The organism is Rhodococcus sp. NPDC055112 (genome assembly GCF_053607505.1).
In genome coordinates this window covers 18,453-45,325 of the sequence record NZ_JBSGTR010000026.1, presented here as the reverse complement: position 1 = coordinate 45,325, position 26,873 = coordinate 18,453, and the positions used below count along the sequence as shown (strand labels likewise).

At 69.5% G+C, this 26,873-nt stretch carries 1 protein-coding gene; it reads right to left on the bottom strand.

Features of this window, described 5'->3' with window-relative positions; translation table 11 throughout:
* Positions 1 to 5: 5 nt before the first annotated feature.
* Complete coding sequence (locus tag ACWFRB_RS13840; RefSeq protein ID WP_452641709.1) at positions 6 to 26,873, bottom strand: non-ribosomal peptide synthase/polyketide synthase; 26,868 nt, start codon at positions 26,871 to 26,873, stop codon at positions 6 to 8.

The window sequence follows — 26,873 nt, the reverse complement described above, 5'->3', positions numbered from 1 at the left end:
ACCGATCAGTGCGAGGAGAGGTACGCCTCGAGCGCCGGGCCGACCACGGCCAACGAGTCGGCCTCGATCATCTGGTTGTGACCACAGTCCACCCGGACCTCACGGATTCCGCCGGTGATCGCCGGACGCCACTCCTCCGGCGAATGCTCGCCGTTGCCGGAAGCGCCTGCCGCGCTGAAGAAGAGCAGGTCTCCGTCGAAGACCGCGGGACGGAACCGGTGCATGATCTCCGCCGAGTTGGTGAAGCCGGCGCTGATCCGCTCGAGATGCGCGGCGGTGAGGCCGGTCTGCTGTCCGAGGGACTCGTCGAGCAGCTCGACCGCGCGTGCGTAGGTCAGCTCCTCCCCCTCCGGGGTGCGGAGGTCGAGCCCGAGGCCCTGCAACAGTTCCTCGACGGTCAGGACCTCCGGGATTCCGTCCGCGGTGACATAGCTGTCCATGATCGCCAGCGTCGCCACCTCGTCGCCGTCGCGCCGCAGTTCCACGGCCATCGCGTGCGCGATCACACCGCCGAGGGACCAGCCGAGCAGGTGATACGGGCCGTGGCCCTGGACGGCGCGCATCTCCTGTACGTACCGGTGCGCCAGGTGCTCGATCGACTCGAAGCGAGGCCCCCCGCTGATGAGCGGCAGCTGCAGGCCGAACGCGGGGCGGTCCTGGGCGAGGTGCTGAACCAGCCCGGCGTATCCCCAACTCAGGCCGATTCCGGGGTGCACGCAGAACAGGGCGGGCTTGGTGCCGCTGGGCCGCAGCGGGATCACCACCTGCAGAGCCTCATCGGCGGCCGACTGCGACGACTCCTCGTCGAGGCGGTGCGCCAGGCCGCCCGGGGTCGGATCGAGGAAGATCGACTGCAGCTGGATCCGGTCCCCGAACCGCTCGCGGAGCTCGGTGACGACCCGGGTGGCCACGATCGAGGTGCCCCCGAGGTCGAAGAAGCTGTCGTCGACGCCGACGCGTTCTACGCCGAGCACCTCGGCGTAGGCCTTGGTGATCGCCAGTTCGGTCGGTGTGACCGGCGCGCGGTACTCGTCGGCGCGAGCACCGAACTCGGGTGTGGGCAACGCCTTTCGATCGAGCTTGCCGACGGGCGTCATCGGGATCGTGTCGAGGACCACGACGGCGGCGGGCACCATGTGAGCGGGCAGGCGTCCCGAGGCGAAGGACCTGACCTGGGCAGGCACCAGTGTGCGGCCCTCCACCGGGTGCACGTAGGACGCCAGCAGGGTGTCCCCGGACGGTCCGGTCCGGCCGATGGTGGCCGAGAACGCGATGTCGGGGTGGTGCGTCAGCACGGTGTCGATCTCGCCGAGTTCGATGCGGAAGCCGTGCACCTTCACCTGGAAGTCGCTGCGGCCGATGTACTCGATGGTGTGATCTCCTGTGCGCGGGTCGCGCTGCCAGCGGACGATGTCCCCTGTCCGGTACATCCGCTGCCCCGGATCGCCGAACGGGCTCGCCACGAAGCGTTCGGAGGTCAGCCCGATCCGGTTGTGGTAGCCACGGGCCAGCCCGAGACCGAGGATGTACATCTCGCCCGGCACCCCGATCGGCACGGGCTGCAGGTGCGCATCGAGCACGACCTCGCCGAATCCGATGGCCGGATTGCCGATGTTGACCGGCACTCCACTCTCCATCGGGTCGCTGACGCTGGCCTGGATGGTGGTCTCGGTCGGCCCGTAGCCGTTGAACATCCGGCGTTCTCGCGCCCAGACGTCCACCAGGTCCGGCGGGCAGGCCTCCCCGGCGACCGCGAGAACCTTCAGCTCGGTCAGATCCCGGTCCTCCATCGAGGCCAGGGCGGTCGGGGTGATGAAGGCGTGGGTGACGTGCTCGCGCCGGAGCAGGTCCTCGAGGTCTGGTCCGCCGTACACGGTGGGCGGCACGATGACGACGCCCGCGGAGGTGCCGAAGGCCATCATCAGCTCGAACACGGAGGCGTCGAAGCTCGGGGACGCCAGGTGCGAGACCCGCGAATGCTCGGTGACGCCGAACCGGCTGTGTTCCTCCGCGGTGAGGTTCGCGATGCCCTGATGCGTGACGATGACGCCCTTGGGCAGGCCGGTCGATCCGGAGGTGTAGATCAGGTAGGCCGGGTGGGCGAGATGCAGGGGGACGGTCCGGTCCGCGTCGGTGACCGGGTCCGCCGACACGGCGGACATGGCCGCGAGGAAGTCGGGGGCGTCCATCACGAGCCACGGCATCGTGTCGGGAAGCTGGCCCCGCCGTGACGCGACGGTCAGCCCGACCACGGCACGGGAGTCGACGAGCATGTACTCGATCCGCTCCGGCGGATAGGTCGGATCGACGGGCACGAACGCGGCGCCTGCCTTCGCGACCGCCCAGATCGACACGATCTCCTCGATCGAGCGGGGCAGGCCAAGCGCGACGAAGGTCTCCGGGCCGACACCGGACTCTCGGAGCACGCGGGCCAACCGGTTCGAACGCTCGTCGAGTTCGCGATAGGTCAGGTGCTGGTCCTCGAAGGACAGCGCGAGCGAGTCGGGTGCGGCGGCCGCGGCGGCGGACAGGATCTCCGGCCACAGCTGCGGTGCGCCGCCCTCGGGTCCGAGCGCGGGCGCGATGTCGGACATCTCGGCCTCGCCGAGGATGCCGATGTTGCCGATCGCCCGATGCGGGTCGGAGGTCACCGAGTCGAGAAGCCGGACGAAGCGGTCCGCGAAGGCGCGCACGGTGTCGGGGTCGAAAAGGTCGGTGGCGTAGTCGATGCCGCCGCGCACCCCTGCCGGGGTGCCGTCCGCCGCGATGTTCTCGGCGAGGATCAGCTCCAGGTCCTCCTTCGCCACCCGGATGTCGAGGTCGACGCCGTCGACGTCGAGGCCGGGGAGCGCCAAATGCGGTTGTTCGGTGTTCTGGAACTCCAGCGCGACCTGGAAGAGGGGCTGGTAGGAGGTGGATCTGGCCGGGTTCAGCGCCTCGACGATCCGCTCGAACGGGAGGTCGGCATGTGCGAACGCCGCGAGATCTGTCTCGCGGGCCGACTCGAGCAGCTCGAGGAAGCCGGCATCGGGGTCTACGTGGGTGCGCAGGACGAGGGTGTTGACGAACATGCCGATCATCTCGTCGAGCTCGGCCTCACCCCTACCGGCGATCGGGGTACCGATGGCGACGTCGTCGGTGTCGCCGAGCCGGGCCAGCAGGACCGCGAGCGCCGCGTGCATCACCATGAAGACGGTCGAATTGTTCGCCCGCGCCAGATCGTTGATGCGGGCGTGCAGTCCGGCGTCGATCGCGAACTCGATGCGGTCGCCGCGGAAGGTCTGCTGCAGCGGACGTGGGCGGTCGGTCGGCAGCGCGATCACGTCCGGCAGGTCCGCGAGGTTCTCGTTCCAGTACTCGAGCTGCGCGGTGATCAACGAGTCCGGATCGTCCTCGGCGCCGAGCATGCGGTGCTGCCAGAGGGTGTAGTCGGCGTACTGCACCGGCAGCGGGTCCCAGCCCGGCGCCGAGCCGTTGACCCGGGAGTTGTAGGCGACCATGACGTCCCTGGCGAGCGGTCCCAGCGAGGAACCGTCGGCGCAGATGTGGTGCACCACGATGGTCAGGACGTGTTCGAGTTCGCCGAGCCGGAGCAACGCGGCCCGCACCGGAACCGCGGCGGTGACGTCGAAGCCTGCGCCCGCGAGTTCGATGATGCGCGAGTTCAGTTCGGTGTCGCTGACGGAGATCGTCGTGAGGGCGGGCATGACCTGGTCGGTGGGCACCACGAGCTGTGTGGGTTCGCCGTCGTGGACGGGGAACATCGTGCGCAGCGACTCGTGCCGGTCGAGCACGTCCCGGATCGCGGCACCGAGCGCCTCGGTGTCGAGGCGACCGGACAGCGTGACCGCCAGCGGGATGTTGTACGCGGGCGATGAGGTGTCGAACTGGTTCAGGAACCACATCCGCTTCTGGGCCAGCGACACGGGGATCACCGGCGGTCGCTCGATCGCGGTGAGCGGAGGCCGCGCATCGGTGCCGGTGCGCTCGGGCGAGAGCAGTGCGGCCAGTGCGGTGATGGTCGGCGACTCGAAGAGCGCACGGACGCCGATCTTCGCGCCGAGCGCGGTACCGAGCCGTGCCGTGACGCGGGTGGCGATCAGCGAGTTCCCGCCGAGGTCGAAGAAGCTGTCATCGACGCCGATCCGATCGACACCGAGAACCGCGGCGAACACCTCGGCGATGGTGCGTTCGAGCGGTGTGCTCGGTGCGCGGTATTCGGTGGCGGTGCCGAGGAACTCGGGCTCCGGCAGCGCCGACCGATCGAGCTTGCCGACATGGGTCAGCGGGATCTCGTCGATCAGGACGATGCTCGACGGCACCATGTGGGACGGCAGCCTGCCCGCCAGGTGATCGGTCAACGCCGGCACCCGCACCGGTACGTCCGCCATCGGTACCACGTAGCTGGCCAGCACGGTGTCGCCGGACGGACCAGGCACGCCGACGGTCACCGCGAAGCTCACCCCGGGGTACGCCATGATCTCGGAGTCGATCTCGCCGAGCTCGATCCGGAAGCCGCGCACCTTCAGCTGGAAATCGCTGCGCCCGATGTACTCGACCGTGCGTTCGCCGGACCCGGGTTCCAGCCGCCAGCGGACGATGTCCCCGGTGCGGTACATCCGATCTCCCGGTTGCCCGTACGGATTCGCCACGAACCGGTCCGCGGTCAGCGCACCCCTCCTGTGGTACCCGCGCGCCAGTCCGACACCCGCGATGTACAGCTCGCCGGGCACCCCGGCGGGAACCGGCCGCAGATACCCGTCGAGCACGACCTCGGACACGCCGCGGATCGGTCCGCCGAGCGTGATGGGCTCACCCACCGTCATCGGGTCGCTTATGTTGGCCATGATCGTTGTCTCGGTCGGGCCGTACGCATTCGTCAGTTTGCGACCCGGTGCCCACCGGGTGACCAGCTCCGGCGGGCAGGCCTCACCGCCGAAGGCCACGTGCTGGAACTCGACGAGGCCACCCGGGTCAACCGTCGCCAGCGCGGCGGTCGTCACGAACGCATGGGTGACACCCTCGACCTTGATCAGGTGCGCGAGTTCGGCTCCGCCGTAAACGGATTGCGGCGCGATCACCATCGTCGAGCCGAGCCCGAACGCCTGCAGGTACTCGAAGACGGCGCCGTCGAAGCTCGGCGTCGAGAAGTGCAGGGTCCGCGACATCGGCGTCGTGGCGAACCGTTCCCGCTGGTCGGTGGCGAAGTTCTCCAGGCCGACGTGCGTGATCACCACGCCCTTGGGTGTTCCGGTCGAACCCGAGGTGTAGACGACGTAGACGGCGTTGTTCATGCTGATCGGCGAGACCCGGTCCGCGTCGACCACCCGATGGGTGGACTGGGCCGCCAGTTCGGCGGTGCAGTCCGCCCCGTCGAGGAGCAGCCACGGCACGGAGTCGGGCAGCCGCTCGCGATCCGCGGTCATCGCGAGTCCCAGGGTGGCGCCGGAGTCGGTGAGCATGTGCTCGATGCGGTCCTGCGGATAGTTGGGGTCGACGGGCACGAACGCCGCACCGGTCTTGGCCACCGCCCACACCGCGAGCACCGATTCGATGGATCGCGGGATGCCGAGAGCAACATAGGTTTCCGGGCCCGCTCCCCTCGCGATCAGCAGGCGCGCCAACTGCGTCGAACGCAGATCGAGCTCGAGATAGCTGACGTTGCGTCCCTCGTGGATCAGTGCGGTGGCCTCCGGGCTCGCGGCCGCCGCGTCCTCGAACAGCTCCGGGAGCGTCCGGGCCGAGACGCCTGGCCTCCCGTGTACCGGGACAAGGGCGGCGCGCTCGTCGGCGGAGAGCAGGTCCATCCGGGCGAGCTGCAGGTCGGGGTGGTCGGCCATCGCGACGAGTACCCGGCGCACCCGGGCCGCGATGGACTCCACCGCGGCCACGTCGAAGGCCGTGGCGAGGTATTCGAGCTTCAGGTGCAGGTTCGCCTCGCCGGAGGCGACGATGGCCAGCGGGTAATGGGCCGAATCCCTCCCGTCGAAGCCCGCGATGCGCATGCCCGCGATATCGGTCTGCTCGGTCAGCCCTGCGCGATCGATCGGATAGGACTCGAACACGGTGAGGGTGTCGAAGGCGGCGGCGGGTGCGGCGACCTTCTGGATGTCCGCCAGTCCGAGGTAGTGGTGGTCGAGCAGCGCGACCTGTTCGTGCTGGACCCGGTCGAGCAGCCCGCCGAGGGTCTCGTACGGATCGAGGATGACCCGGACCGGCAGCGTGTTGATGAACAGACCGACCATCGATTCGATGCCGGGGATCTCCGGCGGCCTGCCCGAGACCGTGCTGCCGAACACGACGTCGTCGCGGCCGGTCAGCGCGCCCAGCACGATTCCCCAGGCGGCCTGGAGCATCGTGTTGAGGGTGAGGCCGCGCTCGCTCGCCGCCGCCCGCAGCATGCTGGTCTCCGCTTCGGACAGCGTCAGCCCGATCTCCCGGCTGCCCGAATGCGGGCGGCCGTCGTTCACGGGCGCCAGCACCGTCGGTTCCTCGACGTCCGAGAGCGCCTGCCGCCACGCCTCGTTCGACCGATCGACGTCGCGCCGGGACATCCATGCCAGGTACTCGCGGTAGGGGTGCACGGGCGGCAGTGCCGAGGCGTCCCCGTCGGTCGCGTACAGCGTCAGCAGGTCCCGGATGACGATCGGCGTCGACCAGCCGTCGATCAGGATGTGGTGGTTCGTCAGCGTCAACCGGTACTCGTCGTCGTCGAACTTCACGAGCAGCAGGCGCAGGAGCGGCGCGGACGACATGTCGAACCTCGTCGCCCGGTCGGCCGCCACGACCTCGGCATGGGCGTCCTCGCGGTCCTCGGACGCCGTCTCGGCGAGATCGACTTCGCGCCATGGCAGCTCGACGTGATCTTCGATGACCTGGACGGCGACACCGCCCTGCTCGGCGACGAATGCCGCCCGCAGGTTCGGGTGCCGGTCGAGCAGCGCCTGACCGGCCCTGCGGATGCGGTCCCGGTCGACCGTGCCCCGCAGGATCATGGTGAGTTGAACGAGATACGGATCGACCGACACGTCCGACATCTGTGCGTGGAAGAGCAGGCCGGACTGCAACGGGGACAGCGACCAGACGTCGGCGAGGCCGGGGAACCTGCCCTCGAGTCGCTCGATGGCGTCTTGCTCGAGGTCCACCAGGGCGAGGTCCGACGGCGTGAGCCCGCCCGCGGTTGGCGCCGCGGCGTGCCGGGCCAGCGCGGTCAGGGCCTCGGCCCACAGGTCCGCCAACTCGCGGACCTCGAGGGCTCGCAGGACCCGCGTCGGGAACGACCAGGTCGCGCGCAGCCGCGGCCCATCCGGGGAACCGAGGGTCAGCGCGTTGATGTCCAGTACCGACGCCACCGGCATCTGCTTGCTCGGGGCGTCGTCGAGGTCGGTGTCGGTGACCGGGGTCCAACCGGTGCCGGGGTCCAGCGTGCCCGCTCCGTCCGTCATCCGGCCGAGGTAGTTGAAGCTGATCTGCGGCGCGGGCAGTTCGCGCAATTCGTTCTCGTGATCGCTCAGGTACCGGAGCATCCCGAAGCCGATGCCGTGATCGGGAATCGAGAGCAACCGCTCCTTCACTACCTTGACCGCGGTGCCCGCATCCGGCCCGCCTGCGAAGGCGTCGTCGAGATCGATGTCGGACAGGTCGAGCCGGACCGGGAAGATCGTGGTGAACCAGCCCACCGTCCGCGACAGATCGGCGCCCGCGATCACGTGGTCCTCGCGGCCGTGGCCCTCCAGATTGACCACCGTCGCCGATACCTCTTCGCCGCGGGCGGAGCGCCACCGGGACACGGCCATCGCCAGCGCGGTGAGCAGACCGTCGTTGACGCTGCCATGGAACACCTCGGGAAGCCGCGTCAGCAGCGACTCCGTGACCTCGCTCGGGAGCTCGACGGTGATCTTCTGCACGGTCTCGTTGGTGTCGACCACCGGATCCAGTGCACGCGAACCGATCACCGGATCCGGACCGGTCAGCATCCGCCGCCACAGGTCCATCTCCCCGGACCTGGTCGCGCTCGCCTCGGCCAGCGCGTGCGTCCAGCGGCGCATCGAGGTCCCCACCGGCGCCAGGACGGGATCCTGACCGGCGCGGATCTGTGCCCACGCCGACGCCATGTCCGGGACCAGCACCCGCCACGACACCCCGTCGATCACCGCGTGATGCACGACCATCAGCAGTCGGCCCGAGGCATCGGGTTCGCCGCTGTCCGATGGGTCGAACCAGACCACCTGCAGCATCGTTCCTGCGTGCGGGTCGAGTCGGTCTGCCGCGGCGTCGAGTTCGGCCGCCGCGATCGCGGAGAACTCGGGGCCTTCCACTCCTGCGACCGCGACCCTGCGCAGTACCGATGCGGCGGGCACCGACCCCGGTTCGGCGACCGTCATCGCCTGTTCGCGGTCGGAGTCGCGCTGGATCACCCTGGACCGCAACATGTCGTGGTGGTCGAGAACCGCCTGGAGCGTGCGGTCGACGGTGTCCGCGTCCGCTCCTGGCGGCAGCGTCAGCAGCGCGGTCTGGGTGTAACGGCGGATGTCCCCTGCGGCTCCGGCCCGGTCGGTCAGCCAGTGCATGATGGGGGTCAACGGCAGGTCGCCGACTCCCCCGCCCGCGAGCTCGTCGAGCACGATCGCGTCCCCCGCCTCGGCCGAGTCGGCCACGACGGCGAGCGCGGCGACGGTCTTGTGTTCGAAGACCTCCCGCGGCGAGATCGCGACACCGGCCGCCTTGGCCCGGGACACGAGCTGGATGGACATGATGCTGTCACCGCCGAGCGCGAAGAACGAATCCTCCACGCCCACCGACTCCAGACCGAGCACCTCGGCGTACAGGGACGCCAAGACGGTCTCGGTCTCGGTGCTCGGCGCGCGGCCGGCATGGACCCGGGTCGCGAAATCCGGCTCCGGCAGTGCCTTTCGGTCCAGTTTGCCGTTCGCGGTCAGCGGAAGCTCGTCGATGACCAGCACCGCCGCGGGCACCATGTGGGAGGCGAGTTGGGTGCCCGCGAACTCGAGCACCTCGTTCTCGTCCGGGCGCTCCCCCGGCTCCGGGACCACGTAGGCGATCAACCGATTGCCCCGCGGGTCCTCGCGCACCAGGGACACGGCCTGCGCGACGCCGGGGACCCTCAGCAGGACAGCCTCGATCTCGCCGAGCTCGATCCGGAACCCACGGACCTTCACCTGGAAGTCACTGCGGCCCAGGTACTCCAGTTGGCCATCCCGATTCCAGCGGGCCACGTCACCGGTTCGGTACATCCGGGCACCGGGGGCACCCGTTGGGTCGGCGACGAACCGCGTGGACGTCAGCGCCGCCCGGCCGAGGTAGCCACGCGAGACCTGATCTCCCGCGACGTACATCTCCCCCGTCACCCCTGGCGGCACCGGGTGCAGTCGCCCGTCGAGCACCGACACCCGCAGACCGGGGATCGCCCGGCCGATGACGCTCGCAGAAGCCTCGGCGGCGTAGGCGCGGTCGAGCGGGAGATGGCTGACGTGCACCGTGGTCTCGGTGATGCCGTACATGTTCACCAGTGCGGGGGCGGTATCGCCGTGCCTGCTGTACCAGCGGCCGAGCTGACCGAGGTCGAGCGCCTCGCCGCCGAAGATCACGTACCGCAACGCCAGATCGGGCGTGTCCCCCGTAGCCAGCCGGTCCGCCTCGGCCAGCTGGTAGAACGCGGTCGGCGTCTGATTGAGCACCGTCACCCGCTCGCGCCGCAACAGCTCGAGGAACATCTCCGGCGAGCGGGCGGTGTAGTAGTCGACGACCACCAGCGTGCCGCCGTAGAGGAGCGGGCCCCACAGCTCCCACACCGAGAAGTCGAAGGCGTAGGAGTGGAACATCGTCCACACGTCGGACTCGTCGAACCCGAACTTCTCTTCGGTGTTCGCGAAGAGGGTGAGCACGTTGCGGTGCGAGACCACTACGCCCTTCGGTCGACCGGTCGACCCGGAGGTGTAGATCACGTAGGCGGTGTCCGCCGGATCGAGCGGGGCGCGCCGGTCGGTGTCGGTCACGGGCGCGCCGGATTCCGCGGCGAGCCGGGTGACCAGCTCATCCGAATCCAGTACCAGGACGGGCACATCGGTGCCGGGCAGGCCGTCGAGGTCGGAGCCGGTTGCGATCACACAGATCGGGTCCGCGTCCTCGAGCATGAAGGTCAGCCGGTCGGCCGGGTAGGTGACGTCGATGGGTAGGTAGCCTGCGCCGGACTTGACGACGGCCAACAGCGCCACGATCAGGTCATTGGTTCGCGGCAGCGCGACCGCGACGAGGGTTTCGGGTCCGGCGCCCCGGTCGATCAGGACCCGGGCCAGCCGGTTGGCCCTGTCGTCGAGTTCGGCGTAGGTCATGGTTTCGCCATCGCAGGACACGGCGACCGCTCCCGGCCGCCGGGCGACGGTGCTCGTGAACCGATCCACCAGGGTGCCCACCGGTGCAGGCACGCCTGCGACATTCCAGAGCGAGGTCATGGCGTCACGCTCGGCAGGGGCGGTGATCTCGATGTCCCCGACCGCACGGTCGGGATCCGTTGCCACCGTGTCGAGGAGGGCGCACAGTCGCCCCGCGAAGCCGTGCACGGTGGCCGGCTCGAACAGATCATCGGCATAGGTGAACACCGCCGAGATCCCGGCGGGACTCCCGTCCTCGCCGTACCGCTCGGCCAGTGTCAGCTGCAGGTCGAACTTGGCGACGGCCAGGTCGGGATCGAGCCCGTCCGCGGTCAGTCCTGGCAGCTCCAGGTGCGGCGGCTCGTTGTTCTGGAACTCGAGCAGGACCTGGAACAACGGTGAGTGCGCGGTGGACCGTTCGGGGGCGAGCGCCTCGACGAGTCGCTCGAACGGAAGATCCGCATGCGCGAACGCGTCGACGTCGATCTCGCGAATGCTGTCGAGGAGTTCCCCGAAGGAGGCCCGCGGATCCACCTCGCTTCGTAGCACGAGGGTGTTGACGAACATGCCGACGAGATCGTCGAGCGCCGCCTCGCCGCGTCCCGCGATCGGGGTGCCGACTGAGATGTCGGTGGTCCCCGAGAGCTTCGCGAGCAGCAGCGACAGCGCGGCGTGGCCTGCCATGAACATCGTCGAGTTGTGTTGCCGTGCCAGGTCGACGAGGGCGCGGTGCACCTCCGGCGGCACGGTGAACTCGAATCGTTCGCCGTGGAAGCTCTGGTAGACGGGCCGCGGTCGATCGGTCGGCAGCGCGATCACCTCGGGCAACCCCGAGAGGACCTGCGTCCAGTGGTCGAGTTGGCGCGCGAGCAGGGAGTCGGGGTCGTCCTCGGAGCCGAGGACGCGGTGCTGCCAGAGCGCGTAATCGGCGTACTGGACCGGCAGCGGGGACCACGGCGCCCTGACGCCGGACACCCGCGCGGTGTAGGCGGCCATCACGTCCCTGGCCAGCGGGGACATCGAGAAACCGTCCGCGCTGATGTGGTGCACGACGAGCACGAGCACGTGCTCGTCGGGGCCGATGCGCAGCAGTGCCGGGCGGACGGGAACCGCATCGGTGACGTCGAACCCGCCGGAGATCAGGTCGGAGATGCGCTGAGGCAGTTCGGACTCGGTGGTGTCGAGGGCGGTGAGGTCCGGTACCGCGTTCGCGGCGGGCACGATCACCTGGGTGGGCTGACCGTCGACCATGGGGAACAGGGTGCGCAGCGATTCGTGCCGGTCGACGACGTCGGCGACGGCGTCGCGCAGGGCCTCGGTGTCGAGGTGCCCGGTCAGGCGTACGGCGAGCGGGATGTTGTACGCGGCGGACTCGGTGTCGAACTGGTTGAGGAACCACATCCGTTGCTGCGCCAACGACAGCGGGAGTCGCTCGGGCCGGTCGCCCGCCTCGAGCGGTGGGCGCCGGTGCTCACCGTCGGACAGGGCGACCCGCTGCGCGAGGGTGCCGACGGTGGGCGCCTCGAACAGGGCGCGGACGCTGAGATCGATCTCGAGTGCGGACGACAGCCGCGCGGTGACGCGGGTCGCGCTCAGCGAGTTGCCGCCGAGGTCGAAGAAGCTGTCGTCGAGGCCGACGCGGTCGAGGCCGAGGACCGAGGCGAAGACATCGGCGACGGTGCGTTCGAGCCCCGTGGTCGGCGCCCGGAATTCGGTGGTGGCGACGAACTCCGGCGCGGGCAACGCGGCGCGGTCCAGCTTGCCGACGGGGGTCAGCGGGATGTCGTCGAGGATCATCACGGCAGAGGGCACCATGTGCGCGGGCAGCCGGGTCGAAAGGAACTCGCGGACCTCGGCCGGCTCGATCCGGTGTCCGGCGGCGGGCAGCACATACGACGCCAGGACCGCGTTGCTCGCCGATCCGTGCCCGATCGTCACGGAGAAGTCGATGCCGTCGTGCTCGCCGAGGGCGCTGTCGATGTCGCCGAGTTCGATGCGGAACCCGCGGACCTTGACCTGGAAGTCGCTGCGCCCGATGTACTCGATCACGAGACGGCCGGACTCCGGGGAGCGCACCCACCGCACGACGTCGCCGGTCCGGTACATCCGGTCGCCGGGGCCGCCGAACGGATTCGCCACGAATCGACCTGCGGTGAGGCCGGTTCGACGGTGGTAGCCGAGCGCGACGTTGTGCCCCGCGATGTACAGCTCGCCGGGCACCCCGATCGGCACGGGACGCAGGAAGCCGTCCAGCAGGATCTCCTGGATCCCGCGCAGCGGTCCGCCGATGGTGACCGGCTCGTCCACCGACACCGGATCGCTGAAGTTCGTCACGATCGTGCCCTCGGTCGGGCCGTACGCGTTCCACAGCCGCCGCCCGGGGGCCCAGCGCGGCACCAGCTCCGGCGGGGCGGCCTCGCCGCCGAACAGCACGTCCTGGAAGTCGTCGAGGCCGGTGGGGTCCATCCCCGACAGCGCCGAGCTGATGATGAATCCGTGGGTGACCCGTTCCTGCTTGAGCAGCCGAGCCAGTTCGAGCCCGCCGTACACCGTGGGCGGGACGATCACCAGCGTGGCTCCCGCGCCGGCGGCGAGGAGGTACTCGAAGATCGACGCATCGAAGCTGGGACTGGCGAAGTGCAGGGTCCGCGATGCCGAGGTCGGGGCGAACAGGTCGTGCTGCACGGCGACGAGCTTCTCGAACGACCTGTGCGAAACCACCACGCCCTTTGGCAGGCCCGTCGAGCCGGACGTGTAGATCACGTATGCGATGTCGTCGACCCGCAGCGGGCGCGGGCGGTCCGCATCGGTGACCGCGGCCGTCGACCTGCCGTCGAACTCGGCCGAGGCCTCCTGCTCGTCGATCACCGACCACGATGCCGTGCCCGGCAGCCGGTCGCGGTATTCGCCGATGGTCACCCCGAAGGTCGCCCCGGAGTCCGAGAGCATGTGCTCGATCCGGTCCTGCGGGTAGTTCGGGTCCACCGGGACGAAGGTCGCTCCCGTCTTGGCGATCGCCCAGACGGACATGACCGATTCGATGGAACGCCTGATCGCGAGCGCGACGACCGAACCGGGCCCGACGCCCCGGTCGAGCAGACTCCTGGCGATCTGATTCGAGCGCTCGTCGAGTTCGCGATAGGACATCTCCCGGCCTGCCATCGACAGCGCCACCGCGGCGGGGTCGATGTTCGCGCCGTTCGTGAACAGTTCGGGCAGCGTCAGCGCGCTCTCGATCGCGCCGCCGTCGACCGGGAGCAGTTCGGTCTCCTCCTCGGGTGAGAGCAGCCGCAGCCGGGACAGCGGCAGGTCAGGGGTCTCGGCGAAGGCGTCCAGCACCCGCGCGGTGCGCGCGGCGATGGTCTCCGCGTCCGCGCGCTCGAACAGATCCGGGAAGTACTCGACCTTGAGTCGCAACTGGTCCTCCGCGGAGGCGACCATCGCCAGCGGATAGTGGGCCGCGTCGTTGATCTCGGGGATCCCGAGCACACGCAGCCCGGCGATGTCGACATCTGCGGTCAGTGCCGCCCGGTCGAACGGGTACGACTCGAAGACGGTCAGGGTGTCGAAGGTGGCCGCGGGCCCAGCCGCGTCCTGGATGTCGCTGAGTCCGAGGTAGTGGTGATCGAGCAGGGCTGTCTGCTCGTCCTGGATTCGACTCAGCAGCTCGCCGAGGCTCTCGAACGGGTCGAGGGTGACCCGGACGGGCAGCGTGTTGATGAACAGTCCGATCATCGACTCGATGCCGGGGATCTGCGGGGGGCGCCCGGACACGGTGCTGCCGAAGACCACGTCGTCGCGGCCCGTCAGCTCGGCGACGATGATCCCCCAGGCGGCCCGGACGAGCGTGTTCAGGGTGAGTCCGCGCTCGCGTGCCACGGCCCGAAGTCGTTGCGTCCGTTCGACCCCCATCTCGACGAGAACCGAGAGAGCGGTGTCCCACTGCAGCCTTGCCCGGTCCAGCGGCGCGACCAGCGTGGGTTCGTCGACTCCGGCGAGAGCCTGCATCCACACGTCCATCGACTTCTCGGAATCGCGCTGGGACAACCACTTCAGGTAGTCCCGATAGGCGTTGGCCCGAGGCAGTGTCGTCGCGTCGCCGTCGGTCGCGTACAGGGCGAGCAGCTCCCGCAGGAGCAGCGGCGCGGACCAGCCGTCGAGCAGGATGTGGTGGTTCGTCATCACCAGCCGGTGGGTGTCGGGGCCGGTCCGGATGAGCAGGAATCGCAGCAGTGGCGGCGATTTCATGTCGAATCCGTGGTGCCGGTCCTCGTCCATGACGCGTGCGACCTCGGCCTCACGATCCCGGTCGTCGAGCCCCCTCACGTCCAGTTCGGTCCACGGCACCTGCACGTGCGCGTGCTGCACCTGCACGGTGGCGCCGTCGATGTCGGCGATGAAGGACGTGCGCAGGTTCGGGTGCCGGTCGAGGAGGGCCTGGCCCGCCCGCCGGATCCGGTCGGGCTCGGCGCCCCGGACGTCGAGCGCGAGTTGCACCGTGTACTGGTCCACCGACTTGTCGGCCAGGAGCGCGTGGAAGAGCAGTCCGGTCTGCAGCGGGGACAGCGACCAGATGTCGGCGAGGTCGGGGTACCGGTCCTCGAGTCGTTCGATGGTGCCCTGCTCGAGGTCGACCAGGTCGAGGTCCGACGGGGTGAGCCCGCCCGCGGTGGGGGTGGCGGCGTGCCGCGCCAGCGCGGTCAGCGCCTCGGCCCACAGTCCGGCGAGTTCGCTCGCCTCCGCGGCGGTGAGGACCTCGTCGGGGAAGGCCCAGGTGGACCGCAGAAGCGGGCCGTCGGCGGTCTCGGTGGTGACCGCGTTGATGTCCAGCACCGATGCCGGTGGCATGTCGACGGTGCCGACGAGATCCAGATCGGTGTCCGCGACCGGGCTCCACCCGATGCCCGGCCCGTCGTCGGTGCCGCCCGCGGTCAGGCGGCCGAGGTAGTTGAAGCTGATCTGCGGCGACGGCAGCTCCCCCAGTTCTCCTGTGTGTTCGCTCAGGTAGCGGAGCATGCCGAAACCGATGCCGTGGTCGGGGACCCCGAGCAGTTGTTCCTTGACTGCCTTCACCGCCGCACCGGCATCGCGGCCGCCCGCGAAGGCGTCGTCGAGATCGATGTCGGACAGGTCGAGCCGCATGGGGTAGACCGTGGTGAACCAGCCCACCGTCCGCGACAGGTCGGCGCCGGGGATCACCTGATCCTCGCGGCCGTGGCCTTCGAGATTCACCACCGTCGCGCTCGCGTGTACTCCGCGGTCGCGACGCCACCGGGACACGGCCATCGCCAGCGCGGTGAGCAGGCCGTCGTTGACGCTGCCGTGGAACGCCTCCGGGATCCTCGTGAGTACCGCGTCGGTGACCTCGGTCGACAGTTCGACGGTGATCTTCTGCACGGTCTCGCTCGTGTCGACCACGGGATCCAGTGCGCGCGAACCGATCACCGGGTCGGTCCCGGAGAGCATCTCGCGCCACCGGACCAGCTCTCCGGTCCTGTTCTCGCTCTCCTGCACGAGGGCGTGCGCCCAGCGGCGCATCGAGGTTCCCACCGGGTCCAGCTCCGGATCCTGACCGGCGCGGATCTGCGCCCATGCCGACGCCAGGTCCGGCACCAGCACGCGCCACGACACCCCGTCGATCACGGCGTGGTGGACCACCATCAGGATTCGGCCGATGCCCGCGCCGGAATCGAGCCATACGACCTGCATCATGACGCCCGCGGCCGGGTCGAGCCGGTGCTCGGCCGCCTCGAACTGTGCGATCACCTCGGCGTCGAAGTCGGGGTCCTCGGGCGGTGCGGACACCTCGATCCGGCGGATGAGGTCGGCCGCGTCGACGCTCCCCGGCGCGGTCACCACCATTCTCGCGTCCGCACGCGTGCCCGAATCGGTGGCCGGGGTCGTCTGCAACCGGGCCCGCAGCATGTCGTGCCGATCGAGCACGGTCTGGATCGCGTGGCCGAGTTCCCCCGTGTCGGTGAGGTCCTCGGGCGCGATGAGGAGGGCGGACTGGGTGAGCCGGTCGAAGTTGCCGCCGCGTTCGAGCAGCCAGGACACGATCGGGGTCAGGGGCATCTCGCCGACGCCGCCGCCTGCCAGTTCCTCGAGGGTGACGACCTCCGAGGTCTCGCCGAGCCCGGCGACCAGGGCCAGCTTCGAGACGGTCTTGGCTTCGAACACGTCTCGCGGGGTCAGCACCACGCCTGCCGCCTTGGCGCGCGACACGAGCTGGATCGACATGATGCTGTCGCCGCCGAGCGCGAAGAACGAGTCGTCCACGCCCACCGCGTCCAGGCCGAGCACATCGGCGAACAACGTCGCCAGGACGGCCTCGAGTTCGGAGTCCGGCGCCCGGCCGGGCGTGGCGAGGGCACCGAAGTCGGGCTTGGGCAACGCCTTCCGATCGAGCTTGCCCACCGGGGTCAGTGGCAGGACGTCCAGCACGACCAGCGCGGCGGGCACCATGTAGGGAGCCAGGATGCCGCTGACGAACGAGAGGATCGACGCCTCGTCGAGCACCACGCCCGGCTCGGGGACCACGTAGCCGACCAGCCGTCCCGGGCCCGAGCCGTTCGAGTGCGCGGTCGCGACCGCGCTGGAGACGCCCTCGTAGCTGGCCAGCGCCGACTCGATCTCGCCGAGCTCGATCCGGAACCCGCGGATCTTGACCTGGAAGTCGGTGCGGCCCAGGTACTCCAGGTCACCCACCGGTGCGGTCCCGTCGGCCCCCGTCCCATCGCCTGCAGCGCGAACCCACCGGACCAGGTCCCCCGTCCGGTACATCCGCTCCCCCGGGCCGCCGAACGGGTTGGCCACGAAACGATCGGACGTGGTGCCTGCGCGATTGCGGTAGCCGTGCGCGAGCGAGGGCCCGCTGATGTACAGCTCGCCAGGGACCCCGACCGGCACCGCTCGCAGCCTCGAATCGAGGACCAGCAGGCCGCAGCCCCGGATCGGTCGCCCGATGACCACGGGTTCGCCGGGACTCATCGGGGGGCTGACGGTCGCCACGACCGTCGCCTCGGTCGGGCCGTAGCCGTTGAACATCCGCCGCCGGGAGGTGACCCATTTTCCGACGAGGTCCGGCGGGCAGGTGTCGGCGCCGGTCACGACGCAGTCCAGGTCGTCGAGTTGGTGCGGATCGACCGATTCCAGCGCGGCGGGGGTGACGAATGCGTGCGAGACCCGGTCGCGGCGGAGCAGGTCGGCGAGTTCTGTTCCGCCGTAGACGCCCGGCCGGGCGACGACCATGGTCGCGCCCGCGCCGAACGCCATCACCAGCTCGAGGACCGATGCGTCGAAACTGGGCGAGGACAGGTGCAGCGTTCGCGACGACGGGGTGATGGTGAACCGGTCTCGCATCGAGGCCGCGAGGTTCGCCAGCCCGCGGTGCGGGACGACGACACCCTTCGGGGTGCCCGTCGACCCCGACGTGTAGATCACGTACGCCGGGTGATCGAGGGACAACGGGGCGATCCGATCGGAATCGGTGACCGCACTTGCCGCACCAGCGGCCAGCGCCGCCGCCGCTTCCGGCGCGTCGAGTTCGAGATACCGAGCGAGCGTGGGCAGCCGCCGGGCGAACGCGGCGAGCGTGATGCCAACGGTCGCCCCGGAGTCGGTGAGCATGTGCTCGATCCGCTCCTGCGGATAGTCCGGGTCGACGGGAACGAAGGCGGCACCCGTCTTCGTCACGGCCCACACCGACAGCACCGACTCGACCGACCTGGGAACCGCGATCGCCACCACCGAACCCGGACCGACGCCCTCCCCGATCAGGATCCGGGCCAGCCGGTTCGACCGCTCGTCGAGATCGCGGTAGGTCAGTTCGTGATCCTCGGTGACCAGCGCGGCCGAGTCTGGCGTGAGCGCGACGGGGGCGGCGAGGATCTCGGGAAGCGTGCGCGCGGCCACGGATGCGGCGCCGCGTGCGGGGGCGAGCTCGGAGAGTTCGGCGGCATCGAGTAGATCGATGTCCCCGACCGCGACGGCGGGATCGGCGGTCACCGCGGCGAGGATCGTCACCAGCCGTCGACCGAACCCGGCAACGGTCGCGGGGTCGAAGAGGTCGGTCGCGTAGGTGAACCCGGCGGAGATGCCCGCGGGCGCCCCGGTCTCGTCGAACTCCTCGGTGCAGGTGAGCTGGAGGTCGAAGTTGGAGATCTCCGTGCCCAGGTCGATGCCCTCGACGGTCAGTCCGGGCAGCTCGAGTCGCGCCCGTTCGTTGTTGCGGAACTCGAACACCACCTGGAACAGCGGGGTGTAGGCGGTCGAACGCTCCAATGACAGTGCATCGACCAGGCGCTCGAACGGGAGGTCCGCGTGGTGGAAGGCGCGCAGGTCGGTCTCGCGGGTCCGGGCCAGCAGGTCGGCGAAGCTCGTGTCGCCCCCCACCCGGCTTCGCAGTACCAGGGTGTTGACGAACATGCCGACCATGTCGTCGAGGGCGGCTTCGCCGCGGCCCGCGATGGGGGTGCCGATGGGCACGTCGTCGGTGTCGCACGAGCGCGCGAGCAACACCGCGAGTGCGGCATGCACGGCCATGAACACGCTGGAACTGTGCTCGCGGGCCAGCCGTACCAGCTGCTGGTGAACCTGCTGGTCGATGTCGAATTCCTGCACGGCGCCGCGCATGGAAGGAACCTGCGGCCGCGGGCGATCGGTCGGCAGTGCCAGCAGCTCCGGCATGCCGTCGAGCTCCTGCCGCCAGTGGTCGAGCTGGATCGAGAGCAGGCTGCCCGGATCCGTGAACTCACCGAGTACCCGGTGCTGCCACAGCGTGAAGTCGGCGTACTGGACCGGAAGCGGTGCCCACTGCGGGCCGTGCCCATCGGAGCGCGCGGTGTACGCGACCATCAGGTCCCGGGCGAGGGGGGCCAGCGAGAACCCGTCCGCGCAGATGTGGTGCACGACGAGGGCCAGCACGTGCTCATCGGGGCCGGTTCGGAACAGCCCCGCGCGCAACGGAACCGCGACCGTCACGTCGAATCCGGAACCCGCGAGTGCGGCGATCCGCGTGTCGAGGTCCGCCGCGTGGATCTGCTCGGTTGGCAGGTCCGGCAACGCCTCGGCGGTCGACACGACGACCTGGGTCGGTTCGCCGTCGACGGACGGGAAGAGCGTTCGCAGCGACTCGTGCCGCTCGAGTACGTCCGTCACGGCCGCCCGCAACGCGTCCTCGTCGAGTCGTCCGCTCAGGCGCACCGCCATCGCCACGTTGTAGGCCGGCGAATCGGTGTCGAACTGGTTGATGAACCACATCCGCTTCTGGGCCAACGAGACCGGCACCGGCGTTGGGCGCGACCCCGCGACCAGTGCGGGCCTGCCGCTCTCGTGGGAGGCCTGGGATTCGATGCGGGCCGCCATGCCTGCCACCGTCAGGGAGTCGAAGACCTCGCGAACCCCGAGCTGCGACCCGAGCGCCGCGTTGGCCCGTGCGACGAGCCTGGTGGCGATCAGCGAGTTCCCACCCAGATCGAAGAAATTGTCGAGCACGCCGATTCGCGGTCTGCCGAGCAGGTCCGCGGTGATCGTCGCGAGGATCTCCTCGATCGGGTTGCTCGGTGCCAGGTACTCCGCGCCGGAGACCAGGAAATCGGGTGCGGGCAGGGCCTTTCGATCGAGCTTGCCGGTGGCGCCGAGCGGGAACTCGTCGAGCACCATGATCTGCGCGGGCACCATGTAGCCGGGCAGCAGCTTTCCCAGGGACTCGCGCAGCCCGGCCGTGTCCACCTCGGCACCGGTCTCCGCGATCACGTAGCCGACAAGGCTCTCCCCGGTGATGGGGCTGTCGTGCACGACGACAACGGCCTGCGCCACCGCGGGGTCGACGAACATGGCCGACTCGACCTCGCCGAGTTCGATCCGCAGTCCGCGGAGCTTGACCTGGAAATCGGACCGGCCGATATACTCCAGCGATCCGACCGCTTCCCAGTTGCGCCGCCAGCGGACGACGTCTCCGGTCCGGTACATCCGCTCGCCTGGGGCGCCGAAAGGACTGGCAACGAAACGGTCCGCGGTCAGCCCGCTGCGGCCCACATAGCCGCGGGCCAGTTGGCTGCCGACGAGGTAGAGCTCGCCGGGGATCCCGAGCGGAACCGGGTGCAGTCGCGAGTCGAGGACGTACACGCCGGTGTTCCACACCGGTGCGCCGATCGGCACGGTGACCCGGTCGTATTCACTGCATTCCCACGAGGTCACGTCGACCGCGGCCTCCGTTGGGCCGTAGAGATTGTGCAGGGCCGCACCGTTGAACCGCCGGAATGCGTCGGCGGTGGCGGGCGGCAGCGCCTCGCCGCTGCAGAACACCCGGCGCAGTGAGGCGCACCGCTCGGGGTCGGCCTCCGAGGTGAAGGCGGCCAGCATCGAGGGCACGAAGTGCATGGTGGTGACCTGCTCGGCCTCGATGATGCGCGAGAGATAGCCGGGGTCACGGTGCCCGTCCGGTGCCGCGACGACCAGCCTGGCGCCGGTCTGCAACGGCCAGAAGAACTCCCACACGGACACGTCGAACGTCGCAGGCGTCTTCTGCAGCACGGCATCGGTCGGATCGAGCCCGTAGGTGGACTGCATCCAGATCAGGCGGTTGACGATGGCTCGGTGGGTGACCGCGACACCCTTCGGGCGGCCGGTGGAGCCGGAGGTGTAGATGACGTAGGCGGTGTTGTCGGGTCGCAGCGGTGCGGTCCGGTCGGCATCGGTGATCGGAGCGGCCGAGTGCCTGGACAGGTCCGTCGAATCGATCTCCAGCACCATGGCGGTGCTGCGCAGTTCTGTCTGGTCGGCCGCGGTGCTGAGCACGCACACGGGTGCGGAACTGTCGAGCACGTACTCGGTCCTGGCCGCGGGGTGGTCGGGGTCGAGCGGAACGTACGCGCCGCCGGCCTTGACGATCGCGTGGATGCCGATCACGAGTTCGGTGGAGCGCCGGATGGCCACGGCCACGCGCGATTCGGGCCCGACACCCCGGTAGATCAGCTCCCTGGCCAGCTGATTGACCCGCGCGTCGAACTCGGCGTAGGTGAATCGCCCGGAATCGACCACGAGTGCGATCGCGTCCGGCGTGCGCGCCGCCTGCTCGTCGAGGAGTCCGACGAGCGTGGTGTCGGGGACAGGGACGGCGGTGTTGTTCCATCCCTCGAGCACTCGCTCCTGCTCGTAGGCACCGAGCAGGGCGATGTCGCCGACCGTCGCGTCGGCGTCGGTGGTCACCGCCTCGAGGATCCGGACGAACCGCTCGGCCAACCCGGACATCGAGGCCGGGTCGAACAGGTCACGGGCATAGGAGAACTGGGCGGTGATCGGCCCGGGTTCGCGCTGTCCTTCACGACCGGGTGAATCCGCGTCCTCCCAGTTCTCGGTGAGGATCACCTGGAGGTCGAACTTGGCGGTCTGGGTGTCCACATCGCTGATCCGCACGTCGAGGCCGGGCAGTTCGAGTTCGGTGCCCTCGAGCCCCTGCAGGACGAGCATCACCTGGAACAGCGGCGAATGCGCGGCGGAGCGATTGGGGTGCAGCGCCTCCACCAGCAGTTCGTACGGGAGGTCGGTGTGCCCGAAGGCCTCGAGGTCGGTGGCGCGGGTACGGGTGAGCAGGTCGGAGAAGGTGCCGCCACCGTCGACCTGCGTGCGCAGGACGAGGGTGTTGACGAACATGCCGACCACGTCGTCGAGCGCCGCCTCGCCGCGCCCGCCTACCGGGGTGCCGATCGAGATGTCGGTCGAATCGCTCGCCCGCGCCAGCAGCACCGCGAGCGCTGCGTGCAGGATCATGAACAGGCTGGCGTTCCGCGCCCCCGCGATCTCGAGCAGCCCGCGATGCAGGTGCGGCGGAATGGTGAAGTCGACGACGCCGCCGCGAACGGTCGGCTTCGCGGGCCGAGGTCGATCGGTTGGCAGTTCGAGCAGCTCCGGTGCGCCGTCGAGTGTGCGTGTCCAGAAGTCGAGCTGCCGCGAGAGCCGGCTCTCCGGATCGTGTTCGGAGCCGAGGATCTCGCGCTGCCACACGGCGAAGTCCGAGTACTGGACCTCGAGCGGCGCCCAATCCGGTGCCCGCCCCGCCGATCGGGCGACGTATGCGGTCATGACGTCGCGCGCGAGCGGCGGCATCGACAGTCCGTCCGCCGCGATGTGGTGGGCCACGATGACCAGGACGTGCTCGGTGGGGCCGGTGCGGAGCAGCCTGATCCGGACCGGCAGGTCCTCGGCGACGTCGAATCCCGCGGTCGCGATCAGCTTCAGGCGCTCGTCGAGCTCGGCCTCGCTGGTGGCGGTCACCTCGAGATCGGGGATCGCCCTCTCGGCCGGGAGCACCACCTGGACCGGGCCGTTCTCGCTGTTCGGGAAGACGGTGCGCAGCGATTCGTGGCGGGTGAGGACGTCGACGAGCCCCATCCGGAGCGCGGCCACGTCCAGCTGGCCCGACAGGGACACGGCGATCGGGATGTTGTAGGCGGCCGAGGAGGTGTCCAGTTGATTGACGATCCACATCCGTTGCTGGGCCAGCGATACCGGCACCGGACCGGTCCGCGGTACCGCCCGCAGGACGGGTCCTGGCGCGGTGCGCACGCCGCCGGCTCCGATTCGTTCGGTGAGGCTCGCGACGGTCGGTGCCTCGAACAGGTCGAGTACCCCGATGTCGGTGCCGAGGGCGGCGTTGATCCTGGTCACCACCTTGGTGGCGACCAGGGAGTTGCCGCCGAGGTCGAAGAAGCTGTCGTCGGCGCCGATTCGTTCGCGTTGCAGCACACCCGCGAGGACCGCCGCGACCGCCTCCTCGGTCTCGCCCCGCGGCGCCCGGTATCCGGCAATGCTCCCGTCGAAACGAGGCGCGGGCAGCGCCTTTCGGTCCACCTTGCCCGCCGGGGTCAATGGCACCTCGTCGAGGACGGTGATGCTGGCAGGCACCATGTGTGCGGGCAGCGCGGCCGCGGCCTGGTCGAGGACTCCCGCTTCGTCGACCTTGCATCCCGGTTCGGGCACGAGGTAGCTCACCAGCACGGTGTCACCCGAGGGGCCAGGGTGGCCGGTGGTCAGCGCGAAACCGACGCTCGGATGCGAGCGCAGCACCGCATCGATCTCGCCGAGCTCGATCCGGAAACCACGGATCTTGATCTGGAAGTCGGTGCGGCCCAGGTACTCGAGTGAGATCTCTCCATTTCTCCGTGCCCACCGGACCAGGTCGCCCGTGCGATACATCGGCGCCCCTGAGCGCGAATGTGGATTCGCGACGAAACGCTCGGCGGTGGTCATCGGTCGCCGGTGGTATCCCCTGGCGACACCGGGGCCGGAGATGTACAGCTCGCCGGGAACCCCGACCGGGACCGGGTTCAGGCGGGAGTCGAGCACCATCAGCCCGAAGCCGACGAAGGGGCGGCCGATGCCGACCCTCTCCCCCGGCGACAGCGGTCCGGCGGCGCTCACGATGACAGTGGCCTCGGTCGGGCCGTACCCGTTCAACAGCGCCCGACCCTGGCCCCACTGTTCGACGAGTGCAGGCGGACAGACGTCTCCGCCCGTGAGGATGCATTGGATCTGGTCGAGTCCTGCCGGGTCGACAGAGGCGAGTACGGCCGGGATGACGAACGCGTGCGTGACTCGTTCACGGCCGAGGAGCTCGGCCAGCTCGGCGCCGCCGTACAGCGTGGACGGGGCGATGACCATCGTCGCGCCTGCACAGACGGTCATGAACAGCTCCATGATCGACGCGTCGAAGCTGGGCGAGCTGAAGTGCAGGGTTCGCGAGTCGGGCGTGACGGCGAACCGCTCGAGAGCATCGGCGGCGAGGTTCGCCAGGGCTCGGTGGGTGACCACGACACCCTTGGGCAGGCCGGTCGACCCGGAGGTGTAGATCAGGTACGCCGCATGGTCGATCCGCAGTGGGCTGGTGCGGTCCGCATCGGTGATCGGGGCCGTCGACTGCTCGGACCACAGGCGACCCAGCTCGGGGTCGTGCAGGTCCAGCCACGGCGTGGTGCCGGACCGTTCGCCGTCACCTGCGGCGAGTCCGAGGACCGCGCCGGAATCGGTGAGCATGTGCTCGATGCGGTCCTGCGGATAGTTGGGGTCGACCGGCACGAAGGCCGCGCCGGACTTGGCGACCGCCCACAGCGCGAGCACCGAGTCGATCGACCTGGCGATCGACAGCGCCACAACGGATTCCGGGCCGACTCCGCGACCGATCAGCAGACGTGCGAGCTGGGTGGACCGATCCTCGAGTTCGCGATAGGTCAGGCTGGTGCCCTCGAACTTCAGGGCGTCGTTGTCGGGTGCTGTCGCTGCGGCAGCGGAGAGGATGTCGGGCAGTGTCCGTGGCGGGACCCCCGGTGCGCCCAGGACGGGTGCGAGCGAGTCGAACTCGGCAGGCCCGAGGAGTCTGATGTCGCCGACCGGCAGATCGGGGTCGGCGGTGGCGCTCTGCAGGATCCGGTCGATCCGGTCCGCGAACTCGGCGATGGTGGCGCGGTCGTACAGGTCTGTCTGGAAGAGGATGCGGCCCGCGATCCCCGCGGGTTCCCCGGCGTGGGTGGTCAATTCGGTGAAGACGAGGCGGACGTCGACCTCCCCCGTGCCGATCCTCAGGCTGTCCGGCCCGGATTCGGGGTCGCCCTTGTTCCCGAATTCGAACAGGACCCGGCAGGGCGGTTCCGTTGGCCCACCCGCTGCCGCGACCAGTCCCTCGACGACCTTCTCGTACGGAAGATCGGAGTGTCGCAGCGCTATCCGGTCCGAATCGCGGATGGCAGCGAGCTGGTCGGTGAACGTGGAGGCCGCCGCGACCGTATTTCGCAACACCACAGGGTTGCCCGGGTCTGCGGTGTCGGGTGGCTCGGTCGCCTGCCAGCGATTGGCCATGGTGCCGAGGGCGATGTCCTCGGTGTCCGCGAGCCGGCCGAGCAACACGGCGAGCGCGGTGTGCATCACCGCGAAGACGCTCGAGTCCGACTGCCAGGCCAGGTCGGCCATACGGCGGTGGACGCGTCGATCGATCTCGATGTCGACGTGCCCCGTCGGGCCCGACGGTCGTACGGGCCGAGGCCGGTCGAGGGGAACCGAGGCGGCCGCGGGCAGGTGGGCGAGCGCGCGGGTCCAGTAGTCGCGGTCCTCGTTGATCTTGCGTTGGCGGACGCCCGCCTCCGCGCTGGTCGCGTGGATGTCGCCGAGCCTGGTGCTCGGCGTGGCGGCCAGGAACTCCTCGAGCAGCTCGACGAACTGGGCGTGGTGCGTCCGCAGCTCGTCGTCGTCGTATCGGTTCGGGTTGCCACGGAAGTCGACGAGGGTCCGCTCGTCGGCGCCGCTCTTGTAGATGTTGACCAGCAGGTCTTCGACGGGTCCAGAGGTGACGATGTGATAGCCGCCGACGATGGGACCGAGGGTGACCACCTGGTTGAAGAGCATGACGTTGACCATCGGACCCGCGAGCCCACGCGAGGAGCCGGTCAGCCCGGCGTCGCGACGGATGTCCTCGACGCTGCACCGCTGATGCCGGAGTGCCCCCATGAGCTCGAGCTGGACCCGCGCGACGAGCTCGGCCACGGTGTCGGAATCGTCCGCCGTGATGTGCAGCGGCGCGACCGTGGCGAGCATGCCCCCTGATCGCTGCAACTGCGCTGTCGTCCGGCCGGACACGGGCAGGTTGATCAGGAGGTCGCGCTCGCCCGTCATCCGCCCGAGGTAGCAGCCGAAGGCCGCGATGATCACCGCGGCCGAGGTCGCTCCGACCCGGTGGTCCGAGTCCTCCAGCGCGGAGAGGCCCGCGTCCGACAGGCGAGCACTCACCAACGAACTGCGCGCGGTGGCGGGCGCCTCCCGTTGTGCCAGGGTGGAACCCGACTCGATGCCGACGATGTGCTCCGCCCAGTAGTTCCGGTCCGCGGTGAAGCGGTCCGAGTTCCGGTACTTCTGATCCAGGTCGTAGAGGTCGCGCACGGGCAGGGCGCGATTCGGTGCGAGCTCGGTGCCGTTGACAGCCGCGGTGTAGTGCGCCGCGATCCTGTTGATCAGCGTCGCACCGCCGTAGCCGTCGAGGACCACATGGTGAATTCGCGCGTACCACAAGTAATCTCGGTCGCCGACCTGGAGGACGGAGGTATCGATCAGTCGGTCGCGGGCCAGGTCGACCGGCGTCGTGTACTCCCCCTCGATCCACGCGTGTGCCGCGGCGGTCGGATCGGGTTCCCCACGGAAGTCGATGTATCCGGTGGAGGTGTCGCAGTTCGGGTCGATCACCTGATACGGCTCGCCCTCGACGTCCACCATCTTCAGCATCGGGGATTCGAACTCGAGCGCGGTGGCATCGACCGATCTGCGGAGCAATTCGAGGTCCAGGTCGCCGTGCAGTTCGATGTAATGCGCGATGAACTCCGGGACGGTGGGGCTGAGTTGCTGTGCGAACCACATGCTCCGTTGGACTGCCGACAGCGGAAATGCCGTGAACTGCCCGTAAGGGTCTTGGGCTGGCCCCTGCGAAGGTGTAGTCGTCAT